The sequence below is a fragment of the Streptomyces sp. NPDC049954 genome (genome assembly GCF_040656295.1).
Lineage (GTDB): Bacteria > Actinomycetota > Actinomycetes > Streptomycetales > Streptomycetaceae > Streptomyces.
Genome location: NZ_JBFALS010000008.1, coordinates 320792 through 339477, shown reverse-complemented (window position 1 = coordinate 339477; position 18686 = coordinate 320792). Strand labels below are relative to the sequence as shown.

The 18686-nt window shown below is 73.6% G+C and carries 16 protein-coding genes and 1 pseudogene; 8 read left to right on the top strand and 9 right to left on the bottom strand.

Going from position 1 to position 18686, the window contains the following annotated elements; translation table 11 throughout:
- Window positions 1-83 precede the first annotated feature (83 nt).
- The 3 genes from AB0J21_RS20975 (at window position 84) to AB0J21_RS20965 (ending at window position 3109) form a co-directional block, all read left to right on the top strand.
- On the top strand, window positions 84-578 hold the full coding sequence (locus AB0J21_RS20975; RefSeq protein ID WP_363147537.1) for a MarR family transcriptional regulator: 495 nt from the start codon (window positions 84-86) through the stop codon (window positions 576-578).
- 76 nt (window positions 579-654) lie between these two features.
- Window positions 655-1926 carry an MFS transporter gene (locus tag AB0J21_RS20970; RefSeq protein WP_363147535.1) on the top strand — a complete coding sequence of 424 codons (1272 nt, stop codon included), beginning with the start codon at window positions 655-657 and terminating at the stop codon, window positions 1924-1926.
- Window positions 1927-2248: 322 nt separating this feature from the next.
- Entirely contained in the window at window positions 2249-3109 is an 861-nt protein-coding gene (locus AB0J21_RS20965) for a SigB/SigF/SigG family RNA polymerase sigma factor (protein WP_363147534.1), read from the top strand.
- 415 nt (window positions 3110-3524) lie between these two features.
- Here AB0J21_RS20965 and AB0J21_RS20960 read toward each other — a convergent pair whose 3' ends face one another.
- Window positions 3525-4361 (bottom strand): DUF1206 domain-containing protein, encoded by an 837-nt coding sequence (locus AB0J21_RS20960; protein WP_363147533.1) that lies wholly within the window; start codon window positions 4359-4361, stop codon window positions 3525-3527.
- A 221-nt stretch (window positions 4362-4582) separates the two neighbouring features.
- On the opposite strand from AB0J21_RS20960, the gene AB0J21_RS20955 reads away from it, so the two are divergent.
- Window positions 4583-4759 carry a hypothetical protein gene (locus tag AB0J21_RS20955; protein ID WP_363147532.1) on the top strand — a complete coding sequence of 59 codons (177 nt, stop codon included), beginning with the start codon at window positions 4583-4585 and terminating at the stop codon, window positions 4757-4759.
- 97 nt (window positions 4760-4856) lie between these two features.
- On the opposite strand, the gene AB0J21_RS20950 is transcribed toward AB0J21_RS20955, so the two are convergent.
- Window positions 4857-5966 (bottom strand): hypothetical protein, encoded by a 1110-nt coding sequence (locus tag AB0J21_RS20950; protein ID WP_363147531.1) that lies wholly within the window; start codon window positions 5964-5966, stop codon window positions 4857-4859.
- Between the two features lie 164 nt (window positions 5967-6130).
- On the opposite strand from AB0J21_RS20950, the gene AB0J21_RS20945 reads away from it, so the two are divergent.
- Window positions 6131-6745 carry a DUF1707 domain-containing protein gene (locus tag AB0J21_RS20945; protein ID WP_363147530.1) on the top strand — a complete coding sequence of 205 codons (615 nt, stop codon included), beginning with the start codon at window positions 6131-6133 and terminating at the stop codon, window positions 6743-6745.
- Between the two features lie 51 nt (window positions 6746-6796).
- On the opposite strand, the gene AB0J21_RS20940 is transcribed toward AB0J21_RS20945, so the two are convergent.
- Window positions 6797-8341: an SDR family oxidoreductase gene (locus tag AB0J21_RS20940; RefSeq protein ID WP_363147529.1), complete on the bottom strand. Its 1545-nt coding sequence runs from the start codon at window positions 8339-8341 to the stop codon at window positions 6797-6799.
- Between the two features lie 192 nt (window positions 8342-8533).
- Here AB0J21_RS20940 and AB0J21_RS20935 point away from each other — a divergent pair, with 192 nt between their 5' ends.
- On the top strand, window positions 8534-9484 hold the full coding sequence (locus AB0J21_RS20935; protein WP_363147527.1) for an NAD-dependent epimerase/dehydratase family protein: 951 nt from the start codon (window positions 8534-8536) through the stop codon (window positions 9482-9484).
- Window positions 9485-9957: 473 nt separating this feature from the next.
- On the opposite strand, the pseudogene AB0J21_RS20930 reads toward AB0J21_RS20935, so the two are convergent.
- The 4 genes and pseudogenes from AB0J21_RS20930 to AB0J21_RS20915 all read right to left on the bottom strand — a co-directional run.
- A pseudogene (locus tag AB0J21_RS20930) lies at window positions 9958-10709 on the bottom strand (FAD-dependent oxidoreductase); the annotation flags it as partial.
- A 5-nt stretch (window positions 10710-10714) separates the two neighbouring features.
- Window positions 10715-11488, bottom strand: a complete 774-nt coding sequence (locus AB0J21_RS20925; RefSeq protein ID WP_363147526.1) for a metallophosphoesterase family protein — start codon at window positions 11486-11488, stop codon at window positions 10715-10717.
- 172 nt (window positions 11489-11660) lie between these two features.
- On the bottom strand, window positions 11661-13130 hold the full coding sequence (locus AB0J21_RS20920; protein ID WP_363147525.1) for an SPFH domain-containing protein: 1470 nt from the start codon (window positions 13128-13130) through the stop codon (window positions 11661-11663).
- Window positions 13131-13224: 94 nt separating this feature from the next.
- Entirely contained in the window at window positions 13225-13740 is a 516-nt protein-coding gene (locus tag AB0J21_RS20915) for a hypothetical protein (protein ID WP_363147524.1), read from the bottom strand.
- A 514-nt stretch (window positions 13741-14254) separates the two neighbouring features.
- Here AB0J21_RS20915 and AB0J21_RS20910 point away from each other — a divergent pair.
- Window positions 14255-15625 carry a bifunctional o-acetylhomoserine/o-acetylserine sulfhydrylase gene (locus AB0J21_RS20910; protein WP_363147523.1) on the top strand — a complete coding sequence of 457 codons (1371 nt, stop codon included), beginning with the start codon at window positions 14255-14257 and terminating at the stop codon, window positions 15623-15625.
- Entirely contained in the window at window positions 15622-16761 is a 1140-nt protein-coding gene (locus AB0J21_RS20905) for a homoserine O-acetyltransferase (RefSeq protein ID WP_363147640.1), read from the top strand. Before AB0J21_RS20910 ends, AB0J21_RS20905 begins: the two co-directional genes overlap by 4 nt.
- 14 nt (window positions 16762-16775) lie before the next feature.
- On the opposite strand, the gene AB0J21_RS20900 is transcribed toward AB0J21_RS20905, so the two are convergent.
- Window positions 16776-17624 (bottom strand): serine hydrolase, encoded by an 849-nt coding sequence (locus tag AB0J21_RS20900; protein WP_363147639.1) that lies wholly within the window; start codon window positions 17622-17624, stop codon window positions 16776-16778.
- Between the two features lie 53 nt (window positions 17625-17677).
- Window positions 17678-18619 (bottom strand): LysR family transcriptional regulator, encoded by a 942-nt coding sequence (locus AB0J21_RS20895; RefSeq protein ID WP_363147522.1) that lies wholly within the window; start codon window positions 18617-18619, stop codon window positions 17678-17680.
- Window positions 18620-18686 lie beyond the last annotated feature (67 nt).

Genomic DNA, 18686 nt, shown 5'->3' with positions numbered 1-18686 from the left:
AATTCCGCCGAGGAGTGTGAGACGCGTCACTCCGTGCATCACCCATGGACACGCCTATATAGGTGCGTGATACATACTTCTCCATGGACGCGAACCACCAGAGCCAGAGCGACGTCGCGGCACTCCTCGAAGGGCTGACCGCCCTCGCCGTACGCCATCTGACGGTGCGCGACATCAGTTTCACGGCGGCCCTCACCCTCAGCAGACTCGCCCGAGGGGGGCCCACCCGGCTCACCGTCCTCGCGACGGAGGAGGGCGTCTCCCAGCCCTCCATGACCCAGCTCGTCCAGCGGCTGGAGAAACAGGGGCTGGTCAGCCGGGTCCGCTGTCCCGAGGACGGCCGGGCCGTCCTCGTCTCGGTCACCGACGCCGGGCGGGCCAGGGTCGAGGAGCGCCGGGGCACCCGCCTGGAGCGGCTCCACGGACTGCTCGCCACCCTGCCGGACGAGGAGCGCGACACCTTGGTCTCGGCCGCGCGGATGGCGATGCCCGCCCTGGAACGCCTGCTGGAGACAGCGGTCAGGACCCAGTGGCCCGCCGCCGAACCCCTGCCGGACGCGGACGCCTCCCCGGGCTGAGCGAGCGGCTGAACCCTTGCACCGCCCGTCCCCCGGGCCCCGGCACCGGGGCGGGCTTTCCCCTCTGGAGCAGCACTTGTCCTCCCATCCGAGCACAGTCAGCCCCTTCAAGCAGCCGAAGGCCGTCTGGGCCGTGGCCTTCGCCTGCGTCATCTCCTTCATGGGGATCGGTCTCGTGGACCCGATCCTCCCGGCCCTCTCCACGAGCCTGCACGCCACCCCGAGCCAGGTCTCCCTGCTGTTCACCAGCTACCTCGTGGTGACCGCCGTCGCGATGCTGTTCACCGGATTCGTCTCCAGCCGCATCGGGGCGAAGAAGACCCTCGTGGCGGGGCTGAGCGTCATCGTCGTCTTCAGCGCCCTCGCGGGAGCCAGCGGAAGCATCAACGGGATCGTCGGCTTCCGGGCCGGCTGGGGCCTGGGCAACGCCCTGTTCATCGCGACCTCCCTCGCCGTCATCGTCGGCTCGGCCAGCGGCGGCTTCGCGGGCGCCATCATCCTCTACGAGACGGCCCTCGGCATCGGTATCGCGATAGGCCCCCTGCTCGGCGGGGAACTCGGCGCGATCAGCTGGCGCGGCCCGTTCTTCGGCGTGGCCGTCCTCATGGCCATCGCGCTCCTCGCGACGATCGTGCTCGTCCAGCCCACCCCCAAGCCGGAACGCCGCGCCTCGGTCCTCGACCCGATCAAGGCCCTGCGCCACCGCAGCCTGCTCACCATGGGCCTCATGGCGCTCTGCTACAACTGGGGCTTCTTCACCGTCCTCGGCTACGCGCCGTACCCGATGGAGCTGGACACCCACAAGCTGGGCTACGTGTTCACCGGCTGGGGCGTGCTCGTCGCCTTCTTCTCGGTCTTCGGCGCCCCCTGGCTCCAGTCCAAGCTGGGCATCGCCAAGGCGCTCTACCTCAACCTCGCCCTGTTCGCCGTCGACATCCTGGTCATCGGGCTGTTCACCGACAACCGGACCACGCTGATCGTCGCGGTGATCGTCACGGGCTGCTTCATCGGCGTCAACAACACCATCACGACCCAGGCGGTCATGACGGTCGCCCCCGTCGAACGCTCCACCGCCTCGGCGGCCTACGGCTTCATCCGCTTCATCGGCGGCGGTCTGGCCCCGTACGTCGCCGGGAAGCTGGCCGAGCACTACGACATGCACGTGCCGTTCTACGTCGGCGCCGCGGCCGTCGTCGTCGGCATCGCCGTCCTCGCGACCGGCCACGCCATGCTCGCCGAGGCCGAACGCAACCAGGCGGCCGACGCCGCCCGGCACTCCGCGGCCGGGAACCGCGAGGAGGAACTGGAGCGGCAGGCCGAGGCGGAGGACATCGGCTCGGCCACCTGACCGGCCGCCCCGCGCCCGGAAGAACCCGCGCCCGCCCCGGTCCGGGGACGCCCGCAAGGGCATCCCCGGACCGTATTCATGCGCAGATGTCATGACGTGTCCGGGGCGCGAGTGCGCCGTCGCCCCTGGCCGGAACACACCCCCGCCAGGGGCGCGCTGCGCCGTACCGGGTAGACAGGAGTCGGCAGCCCGTTCTGCCGCGCCGCTCCCCGGAGCGCGAGAAAACTGGTCGAGAAGTTTCACGTATACGTGGTGCGGACCGGGGTACACGGGCCGCAGCGCGCCGCGCAGTGTGGCGTACATGAAAACTCTGGAGGTTCCTATGGGTGCGGTCAGGACCGTCGCGGCTGAAGAGGCACGGACCGAAGCTGCTCCTCTCCTCCCCGAGATCGACGAGCCCCACAAGGTCGCCCCGCGCGACGCGCGGGCTCTGACGAAGCTCTTCTTCGACCGGCTCGACGGCCTGGAGGAGGGGACGCGTGAATACCAGGACGCCCGCAACACCCTGATCGAGATGAACATGTCGCTGGTCCGCTTCGCGGCCCGCCGCTTCCGCAGCCGCGGTGACGACATGGAAGACGTCGTGCAGGTCGGCACGATCGGCCTGATCAAGGCGATCGACCGGTTCGAACTCTCGCGTGAGGTCGAGTTCACCACCTTCGCCGTCCCGTACATCGTCGGTGAGATCAAGCGTTTCTTCCGCGACACGACGTGGGCCGTGCACGTGCCCCGCCGGCTCCAGGAGGCGCGCGTCGAACTCGCGAAGGCCAACGAGGAGCTCAGCACCCGGCTGGGCCGCGCCCCCAGGGTCGCCGAGCTGGCCGCGCTCATGAACCTCAGCGAGCAGCAGGTCGTCGAGGCCCAGCTCGCCTCCAACGGCTACTCCTCCTCCTCGCTGGACGCGGCGATCGGCGGCGAGGACAGCGGTGACGGCGAGGCGGTCCTCTCCGACTTCATCGGCGCCGAGGACCCCGGCATGGAACTCGTCGAGGACCTGCACGCGCTCGCTCCGCTGGTCGCCGGCCTGGAGCCGCGCGACCGCCAGATCCTGGAGCTGCGTTTCGGCCAGGAGCTGACCCAGGCCCAGATCGGCGAGCGGCTCGGCGTCTCCCAGATGCACGTCTCCCGGCTGCTCAACCGCACGCTCGGCAACCTGCGCGCCGGTCTCATGTCCCAGGACTGACCGGTCCGCTCGCTCCGGCGGCACCCCCTCAGGACAGCGGCTGCCCCCGTTCTCCCGGCTCCCCTCACCGGCCGGAAGACGGGGGCAGCCGCTTGTCCGCCTGCCGCCACCGGACTCGCCCGGCTGTCCGGGGGCCTGCGCGGCAACGTCCCGGTGCGGCGTCCGGAGGCAGGGAGCCCCCGCACCTCTTCTTCGCGCGAGCCCCGCCCCGGGTCGCCTCCGGCGGTGTTCCCGGTACGCCCGGAGCGGGCAACCGGTCCTGGTACGCCCGAAGCGGTGGGCGGGTCCCCGACGCCGTGCCGGGCGGCCCGCCCACCGCTCCCCGTGCTTCCCCTCCGCCCCGCGAGGACGAATCCTTCCCGCGAGGACGAATCCTTCCCGCGGGGACGAACGGCGGCGACACCGGCCCGCTCGCTCAGGTACGGCGCCACCGGGCGCTCGCGAAGGAGAACAGGCCGAAAGCCATGAGCCCCAGGGCGACGACGACCAGCAGCCACGGGCCGACCGGCGTCCGGGTGAAGGACCGCAGCGTGTCGTCCATCCCCTTGGCCCTGCCCGGCTCGTACTGCCAGGCCGCGACCACCGCGAAGATCCCGGCCGTCGCGAACAGCACCCCGCGCGCGCCGCCGCCGAACACCCCGAGCACGTCCACCGCCTGCCGCGTACGCCGGGACATGTCCTGCGTCTTCAGGTGCTTGCGGAACGTGCGCATCACCGCCCGCACCAGGATCCAGACACCCGCGACGGCCACCCCGATCCCGGCGGCGCCCACCAGCCAGCGGCCCCCGGTCCACTCCAGCGCATGGGCCGTGATGTCCTTCGAGCTCTTGTCGGAGGAACCGCTGTTCTTGCCGCCCGCCGCGAAGGACAGCACGGAGAAGGACACGAAGCCGTAGAACACCGCGCGCCCGGCCGACATCAGGCGCTTGTGGGCCTTGCCGCCGTCAGGGCCCGAGGAGCCGAACACGGCCTCGGACAGCCGCCACAGCGCCATCCCGGCCACCGCTGTCCCCAGGACCCACAGCAGGACGGAACCGAAGGGCTTCTCCGCTATCTCGGCCAGCGCCCCGGAACGGTCGGCCTGTTTGCCGTCGCTCTGGTGGAAGGCGATGCGCAGGGCGAGTACGCCGATGAGTACGTAGATCACGCCGCGGGCCACGAATCCGGCGCGCGCCCCGGCGTCCACCGTTGAACTGTTCGCCGCGCGACGGGCCTTGGCCCGTCCGCGCCACGTCGTCGAGTCGGGAGTCATGGAGCCCGGATGCCCCGGCCCCCACCCGGGAAACGGCGTCCGGCCCCGGGCGAACACGGTGTGTGAAGGCGCGGTTCCGGGGCAGACGGGCCCCGATCCCCCGAACGACCCCCGCCCTCGCCGTGACGCCGCACGGTCCGCCGAGGCGGCACCGGGAACAGCCGACCGGCCGTCCCCTCTTCCGAGCGGCCCCCGCGCCGCCAGAACCCAGGGAGCCCGACATGCTCGCCTACGTGGCCGCCGCCCTGTTCTTCGTGGCCTTCCTGCTGAACGCGACCTCCACCAGCACCGACGCGGTGTTCGCCCCGACCAGCCTGGCCCTCGTGGGTCTCGCCGTGCTCGCCGCGCACCTCGGCGGCGCGGGCGCCGCCCTCGGCTCCCGCAGGCGTCACCGCTGACCCGGCAGGGTCAGCACGCGACGGCGGGGCGGGCGCGGACGACGTGCACCGTCGTCCGCACCTGCCCCGCCGTCGGCCGGGACGGCTCGCGTCCCGTTCAGTACCTGAGGACGGCCGCGATCCTGCCGTGACCGGACAGCGCGTCGTCCGGGACGAAGACCACCTCGGCCCCCGTGCCGAGCGCCGACTCGACGAGGGTGTCGACGACATCGTCCTCCACGTCCGGGTCGTCCGGGGAGGACGAGGGCACCAGATGGGTGGCCTCCGGGACCGCGGAGACCTGGAAGCTGTCCTCCACCAGCAGGAGCTGGACGCGGCCCTCCTGCACGTTCTGCCAGATCTCGTCGGTGCCGGCCGCGAACCGCCGCGCCCCGATCGCCTCGCTCAGCCGCTCCAGCGCGGCACGCTGCTGCGAGGCGGTGTACTCGGCCCGGGCCGGACCCAGGATCTCCAGCAGCGTGTGCGCGGGGGCCTTGTCCGCGCCGCCCCGCTCGACCCGCGCGCCGATCCGCTCCGCGTTGCGCGAGCGCTCCGCGAAGGTGTTCAGAGCATTGGCGAGGCCCACCAGGTGCACCGGCCCCTTCCCCGTACGCAGCGGCTCCATCAGCTTGTCGTCCACGTCGCGCAGGTACTGGCGCAGGCGCTCCTCGCGGTACGGCGAGGGCATGGTGCCGAAGTTCGCCCCCGGCAGGGCGTCCCGCTGGTCGGGCAGCTCCGGTTCGGCGGGGAAGCCGAATCCGGTCACCTCGCTGAGCGATTCGCCCGCGCCGTGCCACAGCCTGCTGCACTCCTCCGACAGCACGAGCACCCAGTACGGCCGTTCGTGGAGCCAGGAGGAGACGAGATCGCGGGTGAGGTACGTGTCCGAGACGACGACCCGCTCCTCCGGAGTGGTGGGCAGCTGCCACACCTCGTAGTCCTGAGTGGAGACGAGCAGGAGGGTTCCCTCGGTGACCTGCGACAGGTCGACCGAGGCGACCGCCGTGTCGATCCGCGCCTCGATGGCCTGGAGCGTCTCCTTGTCCACGGCCGGATCGTGCGCGAGCCGCCTCTTGGCCTCGCCCACGACATTGCGCAGCCGGATGCCGTCCTGGGCGTTTTCCGGCGCCGCCCGGTGCGTGGGCAGCAGAAGGGACACGGCCGGGTACGGGCGCGGGGCGCGCAGCGCGGCCAGGATGTCCGGATTCAGCTCGAAGGTGTCTCGCACAAGGGTCTCCCAAACGGTCGGTCCTTGTGTTCGAGCCTCGCACCACCGGGCTCCGCACGCAGCCCGGGAGGGGCCGCCCGGTGGCCCCCGCGCACCGTCGGCGGCCGGAACCGGGCGGCGACCGGCTCTGGTCCCCGCCCCGGTTTGCTCCCTATGATCACCGCATGACTGCTGGGGCCGCCGAACCACCGAACGAACCGGAACTGCGCGCTTCCCACGCCGACCGGGACGCGGTCGTCGACCTGTTGCGCGAGGCGGCCGGTGAGGGCCGGCTGGAGCTGGACGAACTGGAGGAGCGGGTCGAGCGCGCGCTCAGCGCCCGCACCTACGGGGAACTGGCCCCGCTCACCGCCGACCTGCCCGGCCGCCGCCACACGCCGACAGCGCCGGACGCCTCCGGTGAGCCCCTGGTTCTGCGCGGCGGTGTGCACGGCCAGGAGCGCGCGGGGGACTGGGTGGTGCCCGCGCGCATCGTCGCGCACGGCGGACTGGGCGGCGTACGGCTGGACTTCACCCGGACCCGGTGCGCGCTGCCCGAGATCACCATCGAGGTGTACGGGGAGATGGCGGGGGTGCGGATCGTCGTCCCCGAGAGCTGGGCGGTCGACGTGACGGGCGTCGATCCGGGGCTGGGCGGCCTCAAGAACCGCACCACCCCCGACCGGCGGCCCGGCACCCCGCTGGTCCGTCTGGTCGGCACCGGCGGCATGGCGGGGGTCCGCGTACGGCATCCGAATGCCGTCGAGCGCCGACGTCTCCAGAGGAACCCGCCCGCCTGAGCCCCCGGAGCCTCGCGGCCCCACGAGTGCCGAGACCGCGCGAAGGGCGGTTCAGGCCCCCGCGCGCCTGAACCGCGGCTCCGTTCCCCGTCCACGTGGCGAGGGCTTTCCCGACACCGGCTGGCCGCGCTCCGCGCGCTCGGCGGCGCGCGCGATGTTGCGCGCCATACCGCCGAAGATCACGGCGTGGAAGGGCGAGACGCTCCACCAGTACGCGTGACCCAGCAGCCCGCGCGGATGGAACAGCGCCCGCTGCCGGTACACCGTGCGCCCCCGCACGTCGCGGTCCACCACCAGTTCGAGCCAGCCCGGGCCGGGCATCCGCATCTCGGCGCGCAGCCGCAGCAGCCGTCCGGGTTCGATCTCCTCGACGCGCCAGAAGTCCAGCGAGTCGCCGACCCGCAGCCGCTGCGCGTCCCGCCGGCCCCGGCGTAGGCCCACCCCGCCCAACAGCCGGTCCAGCCAGCCGCGTACCGCCCAGGCCAGGGGGAACGAGTACCAGCCGTGTTCGCCGCCGATGCCCTCGATGACCCACCACAGGGCCTGCGCGGAGGCGTTCACGGGCCGTTGGCGTTTGTCGGTGTAGAGGCTGCCGCCGGCCCACTGCGGGTCGGTGGGCAGCGGGTCGCTCGGCGCGCCCGGCACCGAGGCGGAGGACCACCGGGTGGTCACCTCGGCCTGCTTGACGCGTTGCAGGGCGAGACGGAGCGCTTCGTCGAAGGGGAGCGGGGAGCCCGGCGGGTCGGGAACGTAGCGGGCGATGTCGTGGTCGGCGCACACCACCTCGTAGCGCAGGGACTCGGCGAGCGGCCGGGCGATCCCGCGCGGCACCGGGGTGACCAGCCCGATCCAGTGGCTGGAGAGGCCGGGGGTGAGCATCGGCACGGACAGGATCAGGCGCTTGGGCAGTTTCCCGACCGCCGCGTAGCGCTGCATCATGTCGCGGTACGTCATGACGTCCGGGCCGCCGATGTCGAAGTCCCGGTCCACGCCGGGAGGCAGTTCGGCCGCGCCCACGAGGTAGCGCAGGGCGTCCCGGACCGCGATCGGCTGGATGCGGGTGCGCACCCAGCTCGGCGTCAGCATCACCGGCAGCCGCTCCGTCAGGTACCGCAGCATCTCGAAGGAGGCGGAGCCCGAGCCGATGACCACGGCGGCCCGCAGTACGGCCGTGGGCACGGCGGACGCCCGCAGGATGCGGCCCACCTCGGCGCGCGAGCGCAGATGCGGCGACAGTTCGGACTCGGGCACCCCGGCGGGGGTGAGCCCGCCGAGGTACACGATGCGGCGGGCCTGCGCCTCCTCGGCGGCGGACGCGAAGATACGGGCGGCCTCGCGGTCGGTCTCCTCGAAGCTCTTGCCCGAACCGAGCGCGTGCACGAGGTAGTAGGCGCACTCCACGCCGTCCATGGCGGCCCGCACCGAGTCCGCCTTCGTGACGTCGCCGCGGACCACCTCGACCCGGTCGGCCCACGGGTGGTCGCGCAGCTTCTCCGGGCTGCGCACGAGGCAGCGCACGGTGTGCCCCGCGTCGAGCAGTTCGGGCACCAGCCGGCCCCCGATGTATCCCGTCGCCCCGGTCACCAGACAGCGCACAACAGCCTCCTCGACATGGCCCGAGTCCCACCGTGCCCCAGGTCTGTGGCCCCCGCACGGGGAAACCTCGTCACGCGCCGGTGAGTGCTCGTGGCGACTGTTATGGTCTCTAACAAGAGTGAGCAATGCTCACACGGCTTGGGTGTCCATGGGCGCCGGGCAGCACACCACACCGACCGACAGGGGAGACACATGACCACGCACGCCATGCACACGGTGCTCGGCGCCGGGCCGGCCGGTTCCGCGCTCGCCGCCGAACTCGTCCGCCGAGGACACCCGGTGCGCCTCGTGGACCGCAGGGGCACCGGCGCCCCGGTGGAGGGGGTCGAACGCTTCGCGGCCGACGTCAGCACCCCGGAGGGCGCACGGGAGGCGGTGGCGGGCGCCGCCGTCGTCCACCACGCCGTCAACGTCGCCTATCACCTCCAGGTCGAGGTCATGCCGAAGGTCCAGGAGGCGGTACTGGGCGCGGTCGAGGAGAGCGGGGCCCGCCTCGTCGTCCTCGACACGCTCTACCCGTACGGCGAGACCGGTGGCGCCGTGATGACGGAGCGGACCCCGTGGCGGGCCACGAGCCGCAAGGGCCTGATGCGGGCCGCACTCGACGAGCGGTATCTCGCCGCGCACCGCGAGGGCCGGGCCCGCGTCGTCCTCGGCCGCTCCGCCGACTTCTTCGGGCCCGGGGTGCTCAACTCCTCGCTGGGCGCCGCGACCTTCCCCGCCGCGCTCACCGGCGGGGAGGTTCTCGGCCTCGGTGACATCCAACTGCCGCACAGCTACACGTACATCGGCGACGTCGCCGCCGCGCTGGCCACCCTGGGGGAGCGGGCCGAGGGGGACGGGCGGGTGTGGCATCTGCCGACCGCCCCGGCCAGGTCAACCCGCGAGATCCACGAGCTGATCGCCCGGCGGGTCGGCGCTCCCCTCAAGGTGACCGTGGCCGCCGAGCCCCGCCCGACGGGCCCCTTCGACGAGGTGTTCATGGCGGAGTACGCCGAGATGTTCTACCAGCACACCGAACCGCAGATCGTGGACTCGGGCGCCTTCGAGCACGCCTTCGGGGCCGCGCCCACCCCACTGGAGCGGGCGCTGGACGCGACGCTCGACTGGTACCGGGGACTGCTCGCGAAGCAGCGGGGCTGAGCGGGCGGGAGCGACCCCGGCCACCCGGCCCGCGTTCCCAGGCCGCGGAGACCGACACCCCGTCCACGGTCCAGTACCAGTTGCTGCCGCCCGCGCAGCGGAAGCGGACCCGTACGCGCCGGGGACCCGCAGGATCACGGCTCCGACCCGGGAGAGCGCGTCGGCGGTGAACGTCAGCGGCGTCCCGGCCGCCGGTCACCGGCCAGGCGGGGGGAGACGAGGGTCGAGTCGAAGGTGCCGGTGCAGCCGCGGGCCGACCCGCTCCTCCCCGTCGGCGACCGCGAAGACGTTCCGGGCGCGCACGGTGAACGCGCGCCCCTCGCCCCGCTCCGCCGCCGTCCAAAACTCGTCGGTCGTGAAGTCCAGCCGCGCCACTCGGTGACACCCCGGTGCCCCTCGCGCGCGGAGCGGGAACAGGCGAGGCCGAGACCGCCGGCCACGGCGGGTGGGCGGGGCCTCTTCCCGCACGGGAGTCACCAGCCGAGCGCGTCGGCGGTCTTCTCGGCGATCGCGGGGGAGCAGGTCATGCCGCGACCGCCGGGCCCGGTCACGAGCCACACCCCGTCCCGCACCTCCTGGCGGTGCACGACACGGGAGGTGTCGGTGCACTGGGCGTAGCCCCCCGCCCAGCGCCGGCGCACCCGGGGGAGCGGGGGCCGAGGAAGGACTCGACGATCCCTTTGAGGTGGTCGCACGGCTCCTCGACCGTGTCGAAGGCGAAGGGGTGCTCGTACTCGTGGGTGTCCCCGATGGTCAGGCCGCCGTCGTGGCGCTGCACCATCAGCAGCTGCATGCGGTGCCGGGTGGCGGTGGGCTCCTGCGGGTGCCCGGAGTTGAGCGCGTCGAGCGCCTCGACCGCGTAGGCGGGGTAGTAGCGGAAACTGTCGGCGTCGGCCACCGAGGTGGTGAGCGGCTCGCCGAGCGGACCGGTCTGCATCATCTGGAGCCGCACGCGCCGCACCGGCGGGTCCGGGCCCGCCAGTTCGCGCACCAGTCCGCCGAGCCAGGCGCCGGTCGCGAGGATCACGACGTCTCCGGCGTGGACCTGTCCGTGGTCGTCCCGGACCGCGCCGGTGCCGGTGACCTCGCGGACCTCACGGCCCCCGAGGAAGGTGTACCTGCCGGAGGCCGGCAGGGCCTCCTTCAGGGCGAGCTGGGCCGTGCGCGGTTCGACGCCCGCGTCCCGCTCGCACCACAGCGCGGACCGGAACTCCCCGCGCAGCGCCCGCTCTAGCCGCCCCCGCCGGTCCGCCGCCCGTCGCGAGGGCCGAAGGCGGTGAGGGCCTCGGCGTCGGTGGTGCGGGCCCGCACGTAGTGCTCCGCCCAGGCGCGCGCCCCGGGGAAGCCCGACTCCCGTGCCACGCGTTCCACGGCCGCGTCCAGGTCGAACCGGGTGTGGCGCGGACCCACCCGGCCGTCCTCCAGCAGCAGCCACGAGGCACCGGGACGGCCGTACGGCATGCCGACGCTCCCCGGGTTGAGCACGAGCCGTTCGTCGACGAGCCGCACGAAGGGCATGTGGGTGTGCCCGCACACCACGGTGCGTACGTCCTGCGGGAGTTTGGCGAAGACCTCCGCCCAGCGCTCCAGCCGGGTGTCGACCAGCACCACCTCGTCGTCGTCGCGCGGGGTGCCGTGGCAGAAGACCACCTTCCCGAAGCCCGCCACCTCCAGGACCACCGGGTGCGGCAGTCCCGCCAGCAACCGCACGTGCGCCTCGGTCAGTTGCCCGGCCGCCCACAGGTCGATCGGCGGGGTGCCGACGACCGGGGGCGCGCCCCTGCGGAGCGCGACCAGTTCCCGGTCCGCGTTGCCGCGCACGAGCAGGGCCCGGTCTCCCAGGGCGCCCAGCCGGTCCAGCACCTCCACCGGCTGCGGGCCCGCCGCGTGGTCCCCGGTGACCACGACCAGCCCGGCGGCCCGCACCTCGGGCTCCGCCAGCACCGCTTCGAGCGCGGGCAGTACACCGTGGATGTCGGACAGCACCGCGACACTCGCGACCACGGGACCGCCTCTCTGGTACGGACGTCAGGGCGCCGGACACCTGCGCCTCGACAGAGAGCCTAGACCGGTCGCCCCACCCCCGTCTGCGGTCACCGCCCCGGAAAAGCAGCACCGGCCCCCGTCCTCCCGCAGGGGGAGAACAGAGGCCGGTGAGCCTTTGGACGAACCGGTGTCAGCCGGTCACCTCGATCTTTCCGTCCTCCGACGCACGCTGCGGCTTCGGGCCCCGCGCCTCGCCGTCCGCGCCCTTGCCGATGAGACCGTCGAGGCCGCCCTGCCGGCCGACCAGGTTCTTCAGCAGCTCCGGCAGGTCGACCCCGGTGGCCGAGCCGAGGAGCTCCATGCCCTGGGCGACGTTGTCGGTGACCGTGCGCGACAGCCGGCTCGCTCCGTCCGTCGAGATCACCGTCATCTTGTCGACCGCGCTCAGCGGCTCCGCCGCCTTCGCCACGACCTGCGGCAGCACCTCGACCAGCATCTGCAGCACCGCCGCGTCACCGTACTGCGCGAAGGCGTCCGCCTTCTTCCGCATCGCCTCGGCCTCGGCGGCGCCCTTCGCGAGGATCGCGGCGCCGTCCGCCTCACCCTCCAGGCGGACCGCGTCGGCGAGCGCCGCACGCTGCGCCTTCTGGCCCTCACCGGTGACCCTGGCCCGCTGCGCGTCCGCCTCGGCCTCCTTGACCTGGGCGATCCGCCGGGCCTCTGCCTCCTGCTCGGCCTGGTAGCGCGCCGCGTCGGCGGGCTTACGGACCTTGGTGTCCAGCTCGCGGTCGGTCAGCGCCGCCTGACGCTGCGCCACCTTCTCCTGCTCGGCCAGCACGTCCTGGTTGCGGGCCGCCTGCGCGAGCGGACCGGCCGCGGCCGCGCGGGCCGCCGCCTCGTCGGTCTCCGCCTTGATCTCCGCCTGCTTGAGCGCGAAGGTCCGCTCGGCGATCGCGATCTCCTCCGCCGCCTTCAGCCGCGCCTGCTCCGAGGCGCGCCGGGCCACCGCCTCCGCGATGTCCGCCTCCTGCTTGGCGCGCGCCGCCTCCGGCCGCCCCAGGTCCTCCAGGTAGGAACCCTCGGTCGTGATGTCCTGGATCTGGAAGGCGTCCAGGACCAGGCCCTGACCCGACAGGCTCGCCTCGGCCTCCTCGGCGACCTGCCCGGCGAACGCGGCCCGGTCCCGGATGATGTCCTCGACCGACATGCGGCCCACGATCGAACGCAGCGCGCCCGAGAGCACCTCCTGCGTGAAACCGACGATGCCGCCCTGCTGCATCAGGAAGCGCTGCGCCGCCGCCCGGATCGAGTCCTCGGTGCCGCCGACCTTGACGATCGCCACACCCTCCAGATGCGCCTTGACCCCGCGCAGCGTCACCGCACCGCGCACCGCGACCGGAATGTGCCGCGAGGACAGGTCGAGGGTGAACCGCTGCTGGACGAAGGGCACGACGAACACGCCGCCGCCCACCACGACCTTCTGGCCGCTGTTGTCCGTGAAGATCCGGCCGGTCTCCGGATCGGTCGCCGACTTCCCCCGGCGGCCGGTGACGATGAACGCCTCACTGGGACCCGCCACCTTGTAGCGGGTGATGACGACCAGGCCGATCAGTACGACCAGGACGACGATGCCGACCACGGCCAGCAGTACAGGACTCATAGTGCTTCCCCTCCGTCCCCCCGTCGGGACGGTTGATCCGGACAGGCCGAAGACCGGCCCGTCGTACGTCTGCGGTGCGAGGCGGTCAGCCGCCTCAGCGCTCCACGGCCCGCACCTGGACGGAGGTCGACGACAGCGCCGACTCCACCCACACCTCGGTGCCGCGCGGCACCGCCACGGCGCTGCGCGCCGCGTACTTCACCGGCTGGCCCGCCAGGCGCAGCAGCACCTCGCCGAAGCCGTCCGCCGGGATGGCCGTCACCACGGCCCCCGCGGTGCCCACCAGGTCGGCGCCCCTGGGCGTCGGGGTGGTCTGATCCCGCATCAGCGCCCGGCTGAAACGCCAGGTCGCCCAGCCCGCGACGACACCCGCCACGGCACCCACCGCCACGGCCGCCCCCACGCCGAGCCCCGTCGTGCCCAGGGTGATCGCTCCCGCGAAGCCCAGCATCGACACCGCTCCGGCGAGCACCGGCAGCGACAACAGCCCGTCCAGCAGGCCGTCCACGACGGACACCCCGTCGAACAAACCCTCCAGCAGGCCGTCGAAGGCCAGCGACAGGGCCAGAACGGCCAGCCCCGCCACCCCGGTCACGAGAAACCACGTCATGGCCGTCATCCCTTCCCCCCATGCTTCCCGCGTTTCCCGAACGCCTGTGTCCCCGTATGTCCCCGTGCTTCCGCGTCGAAGAGGGCCCGCCCCATGCCAAGACGGCCATCGAAGCCGTCCGCGGCCGGCGGCCGGCCCGTGCCGGGCGGAGGCCGCGTGGATGCCGGACCGCGTGGATCATCCCACGGGCGCTCCCGGTGCCACAGTGCCGTAACCCGGCAATCTTTACGTGTTCCTTATTGCGGGTCTCCCTCGACAGGACCCGCGCCGCGTCCGAAGAGTCCACGCCGGTCGCCGTACCTGGACGACGTGCCGACGTGCCCCATCGGTTGCGCACCCTCCCGAAGAAACTCCGGATCGCCCGTGTGCGAAGCCGTGTTGCGAGGGCATTGCAGCTTCGTGGCCAGAGCGGCGAGCGGCTTTCCCGCGCCGGGCCCTGCTGCTTGCCTTGCTTTCCGGGGCTGTGCAGTCGGTCCCGCCCCACCCACCCGCCGCAACCACCGTGCGAGGCACCATGAGCCACCCGGCCGAGCCCACCGCCGACTCCGTCACCGAGGACGCCCTCGCGGAACACGCCCCCGCACAGCCGGAGGACGGCTGGTCCTTCGAGACCCGGCAGATCCACGCGGGCGCCGTACCCGACCCGGCGACCGGGGCGCGGGCCGTGCCGATCTACCAGACCACGTCCTTCGTCTTCCGGGACACCCAGCACGCCGCCGACCTCTTCTCGCTGGCCGAGCCGGGCAACATCTACTCGCGTCTGCACAACCCCACGCAGGACGTCCTGGAGCAGCGCCTCGCCGCCCTGGAGGGTGGGGTCGCCGCCGTCGCCCTCGCCTCGGGTCAGGCCGCGGAGACCCTCGCCCTGCTCAACCTCGCCGGGGCCGGCGACCACATCGTCAGCAGCGCCTCGCTGTACGGCGGCACCTACAACCTGCTGCGGCACACCCTGCCGCGCTTCGGCATCGAGGTGACCTTCGTCGAGGACCCCGACGACCTCGACGCCTGGCGCGCAGCCGTCCGCCCCACCACCAAGGCCCTGTTCGCGGAGACCCTCGGCAACCCGCGCGGCAACGTCCTCGACGTACGCGCCGTCGCGGACGTCGCGCACGCGGCGGGCGTCCCGCTCGTCGTCGACAACACCGTGCCCACCCCGTACCTGCTGCGGCCCATCGAACACGGCGCCGACGTCGTCGTGCACTCGGCGACCAAGTTCCTCGGCGGACACGGAACGACGATCGGCGGGGTCGTCGTGGACGGCGGCACCTTCGACTTCGGCGCGCACCCCGACCGCTTCCCCGCGTTCGACGCCCCCGACCCCAGCTACCACGGGCTGCGCTACTGGTCCGCGCTCGGCCCCGGTGCCTACGCCGTGAAGCTGCGCGTCCAGCTCCTGCGCGACCTCGGGCCCGCGCTCTCCCCGCACTCCGCCTTCCTGCTGCTCCAGGGGATCGAAACGCTGAGTCTGCGCGTCGAGCGGCACAGCGCCAACGCGCTCGCCCTCGCCGAGTGGCTGAGGCGGCGTGACGAGGTGTCCGCCGTCCACTACCCCGGCCTCCAGGAGAGCCGCTGGTACGGAGAGGCCCGGAAGTACCTGCCGCGCGGCAGCGGCGCCGTCCTCTCCTTCGAACTGCGGGACGGCGTCGAGGCGGGCCGCAGGTTCGTCGACGGGGTACGGCTGTTCAGCCACCTCGCGAACATCGGCGACGTGCGCAGCCTCATCATCCACCCCGCCTCCACCACCCACAGCCAGCTGGACGAGGAACAACTGCGCGCGACCGGGACCGCCCCCGGGCTCGTGCGGCTCTCCGTCGGGCTGGAGCACGTCGACGACCTGCTCGCCGACCTCGACAGCGGCTTCCGGGCGGCGAAGGCGGCGTCCTGAACCCCTCCGCCGCTCCGGCCCCTCTCGCGCTCCCTCCCGCCACCGGCGCCTGGCGGGAGGGGGACCCGCCGGGTCGGCGCTCGTGGCTGCGGATGTCCGCGCCGCTGCCGCTGGAGGGCGCGCCACCCCTGCCCGGAGTGAGCCTCGCGTACGAGACGTGGGGCCGGCTCGCGCCCGACGCCGCCAACGCCGTCCTGCTGCTGCACGCCCTCACCGGCGACAGCCACGCGGCGGGCCCCGCCGGTGAGGGCCATCCCTCGCCCGGCTGGTGGGACGCGCTGATCGGGCCCGGCCGCCCCCTCGACACCGACCGCTGGTTCCTCGTCGCGCCCAACGTCCTCGGAGGCTGTCAGGGCAGTACCGGACCCGCGTCGGCGGGACCCGGCGGCCGGCCCTGGGGCCCCGACTTCCCGCCCCTGACCCCGCGCGACCAGGTGGCCGCGGAAGCCGCGCTCGCCGACGCGCTCGGCATCGGCCGCTGGGCGGCCGTCATCGGCGGCTCCATGGGCGGCATGCGGGCACTGGAGTGGGCCGTCGGACGGCCGCGGCGCACCGGCTCCCTGCTGCTGCTCGCGACCTGCGCCGCCGCCTCCGCCGAACAGCTCGCGTGGTCCGCGATCCAGCGCGAGGCCGTCCACACCGATCCCGGCTGGCGCGGCGGCCGCTACCACGACGCGGGCCCCGGCCGGGGACCGCACCGCGGCCTCGGACTCGCCCGGCGCGTCGCCCACCTCACGTACCGCAGCGAACCGGAGCTCCAGTCCCGCTTCGGCCGCGCCGTACGGCCCGGGGGCGGGTTCGAGGTCGCCTCCTACCTCGACCACCACGCGCACAAGCTCGCCCGGCGCTTCGACGCGGGCAGCTACCTCACGCTGTCCGCCGCCATGGACGCCCACGACGTGGGGCGCGGCCGGGGCGGGACCGGCGCCGCCCTGGCCCGCGCCGGCATGCCCGCGCTCGTCGCCGGGGTCGACTCCGACCGCCTGTACCCGCTCGCCCAGCAGGCCGAACTCGCCGCCCGCCTGCCGGGGGCCGACACCCTCCGGATCGTCGAATCGCCTTACGGGCACGACGGATTCCTGGTCGAGACGGAGCAAGTCGGCTCACTCGTGCGGGAGTTGCTGGAATCCTGCTGAAGGTGCCGCGCGACTCAACCGCGCAGGGCATCCACCGCGAGACGGGCCGCCGTCCCGATCGCGCTGTCGGCGCGCGGCTGGGCCAGGGCGGGGGAGAGGGCACGCGTGTAGAAGGCCACGGCGTAGCGGCGGCCGTCCGGGTACTCGACCACCCCCGCCTCGTGGCGCAGGCTCAACAGGCTCCCGGTCTTCCCCGACACCCGTACGTCGTCGAACGGGAAGCCCGAGGCGAGCCGGTGCTGCCAGGTCTGCAGCCCCAGCACCCGCAGCAGTTCCTCGCCCCAGGGGCCCGCGCACGCCTCCCCGCGCCACACCTTCGCCAGCAGCGCGGTCGTGTCCCGCGCCGTACTGCGGTTGCCGGACGCCGGGTCCAGGGCCCGCACCCGGACGGGAGAGGCGGGGTCGAGCAGCGCCGCCGCCCCGCCCTCCCCCGCGTCCTCGGCGACCGAGGCGGCCAGCTCCCCGTACCGCTGCGCGGACACCGTGCGGCGCAGGCCGAGTTCGGCGACGGTGCGGTTCACGGTGTCCATCCCGACGTGGTCCCACAGGACGTCGGCCGCCGCGTTGTCGCTCACCGCCACCGCGAGCGAGGCCAGATCCCGCAGCGACAGCCGCGCCGCGTCCCGCATGACCGACAGCCCCGTACGCCCGGGGGAGCGGCCCGGGACCGGCAGTTCGACGGGCGCGGTGGGGTCGATCCGCCCGGCGGCCGCCTCCCGGAACAGGGCGGTCACCAGGAACAGTTTGTGCACACTCGCGGTGGCCACCGGGGCGTCCGCCCCCCGGCCCAGTTCGGCCTCCGCGTCGACGTCCCTGACGTGCCACGAGGCCAGCAGGCCCGCTTCCGTGAGGACCTCCTCGATACGGCGCGGAGCCGCGGCGGCTCCGAAGCCGCGGGCGGGGTCTGGATCGGTGGTCACAGCGGGAACTCCGAGGCGGGGCGGGGGAACAGGGGACGGGACGGCGGCTCGGGCAGGAAACCGGCGCTCTCCCGCAGGCAGTGGTACGCGGTGTCGGCGAACAGCCGGGCCGCCGCCGTACCGCCCGCGGCGGGCCACGCCGCGCGCACCTCCCACACCGGGGCCGGGGAAGCCAGCGGCCGCCACACCGTCCCAGCCGCGTCCGGCACCTCGGGCAGCAGCGCCACGGTGTCGCCGGACAGTACCAGCGCCCGCGCCAGGTCCAGGCCCGGGGTCTCCCGCACCGAGGAGGGCGTCCAGCCGTGGCGCGCGCAGTCGGTGAGCGTACGCGCCCGCAGCCCGGGGGCGCCGTCCGTCGGCAGCAGCGCCAGCGGCCGGCCGGTCAGCGCGACGGCCGGTACCGGACCAGGCCCCGCCTCGCCCAGCGGCAGCAGCACCCCGAGCGGCTGGCGCAGCGCAGGACCGAACTCCAGGCCCTCCGGGGGGCACGGCTGCCGTACGAGCGCGATCTCCGTACCGCCCGACCGCAGGCCGCGCACCTGGCGCACCGTGTCCGACTCGTGGATCTCGACCTCCGCTCCCGGAGAGCGTTCCCGGTGGCCCAGCAGCAGCGCGGTGAGCGCCCGCGCGCCCAACTGCCGGGGCACCGAGACCCGCAGCGTCCCCGCCGTGCCACTGCGCAGATCGGCCACCGTGCGCTCCAGCCGGTCGGCGGCCTCCAGCAGACCCGCGCTCTCGGCGAGCACCGCCCGGCCCGCGGGCGTGGGCACCGCGCCCCTGCTCGTACGGTCCAGCAGCCGCAGTCCCAGCTCCTCCTCCAGTCGCCGCACCCGCTGCGACAGCGAGGGCTGGGTGAGCCGCAGCCGCTCGGCGGCCCGCCCGAAGTGCTCCTCCTCGGCGACCGCGCGGAAGTAGCGCAAGTGCCGCAACAGGTCCATGAGCAGGGATCATAGTCAGTTCCGTATGACCGTGTGCGTGTTCCGGTTCTTGGACCCGAGCGGCCGG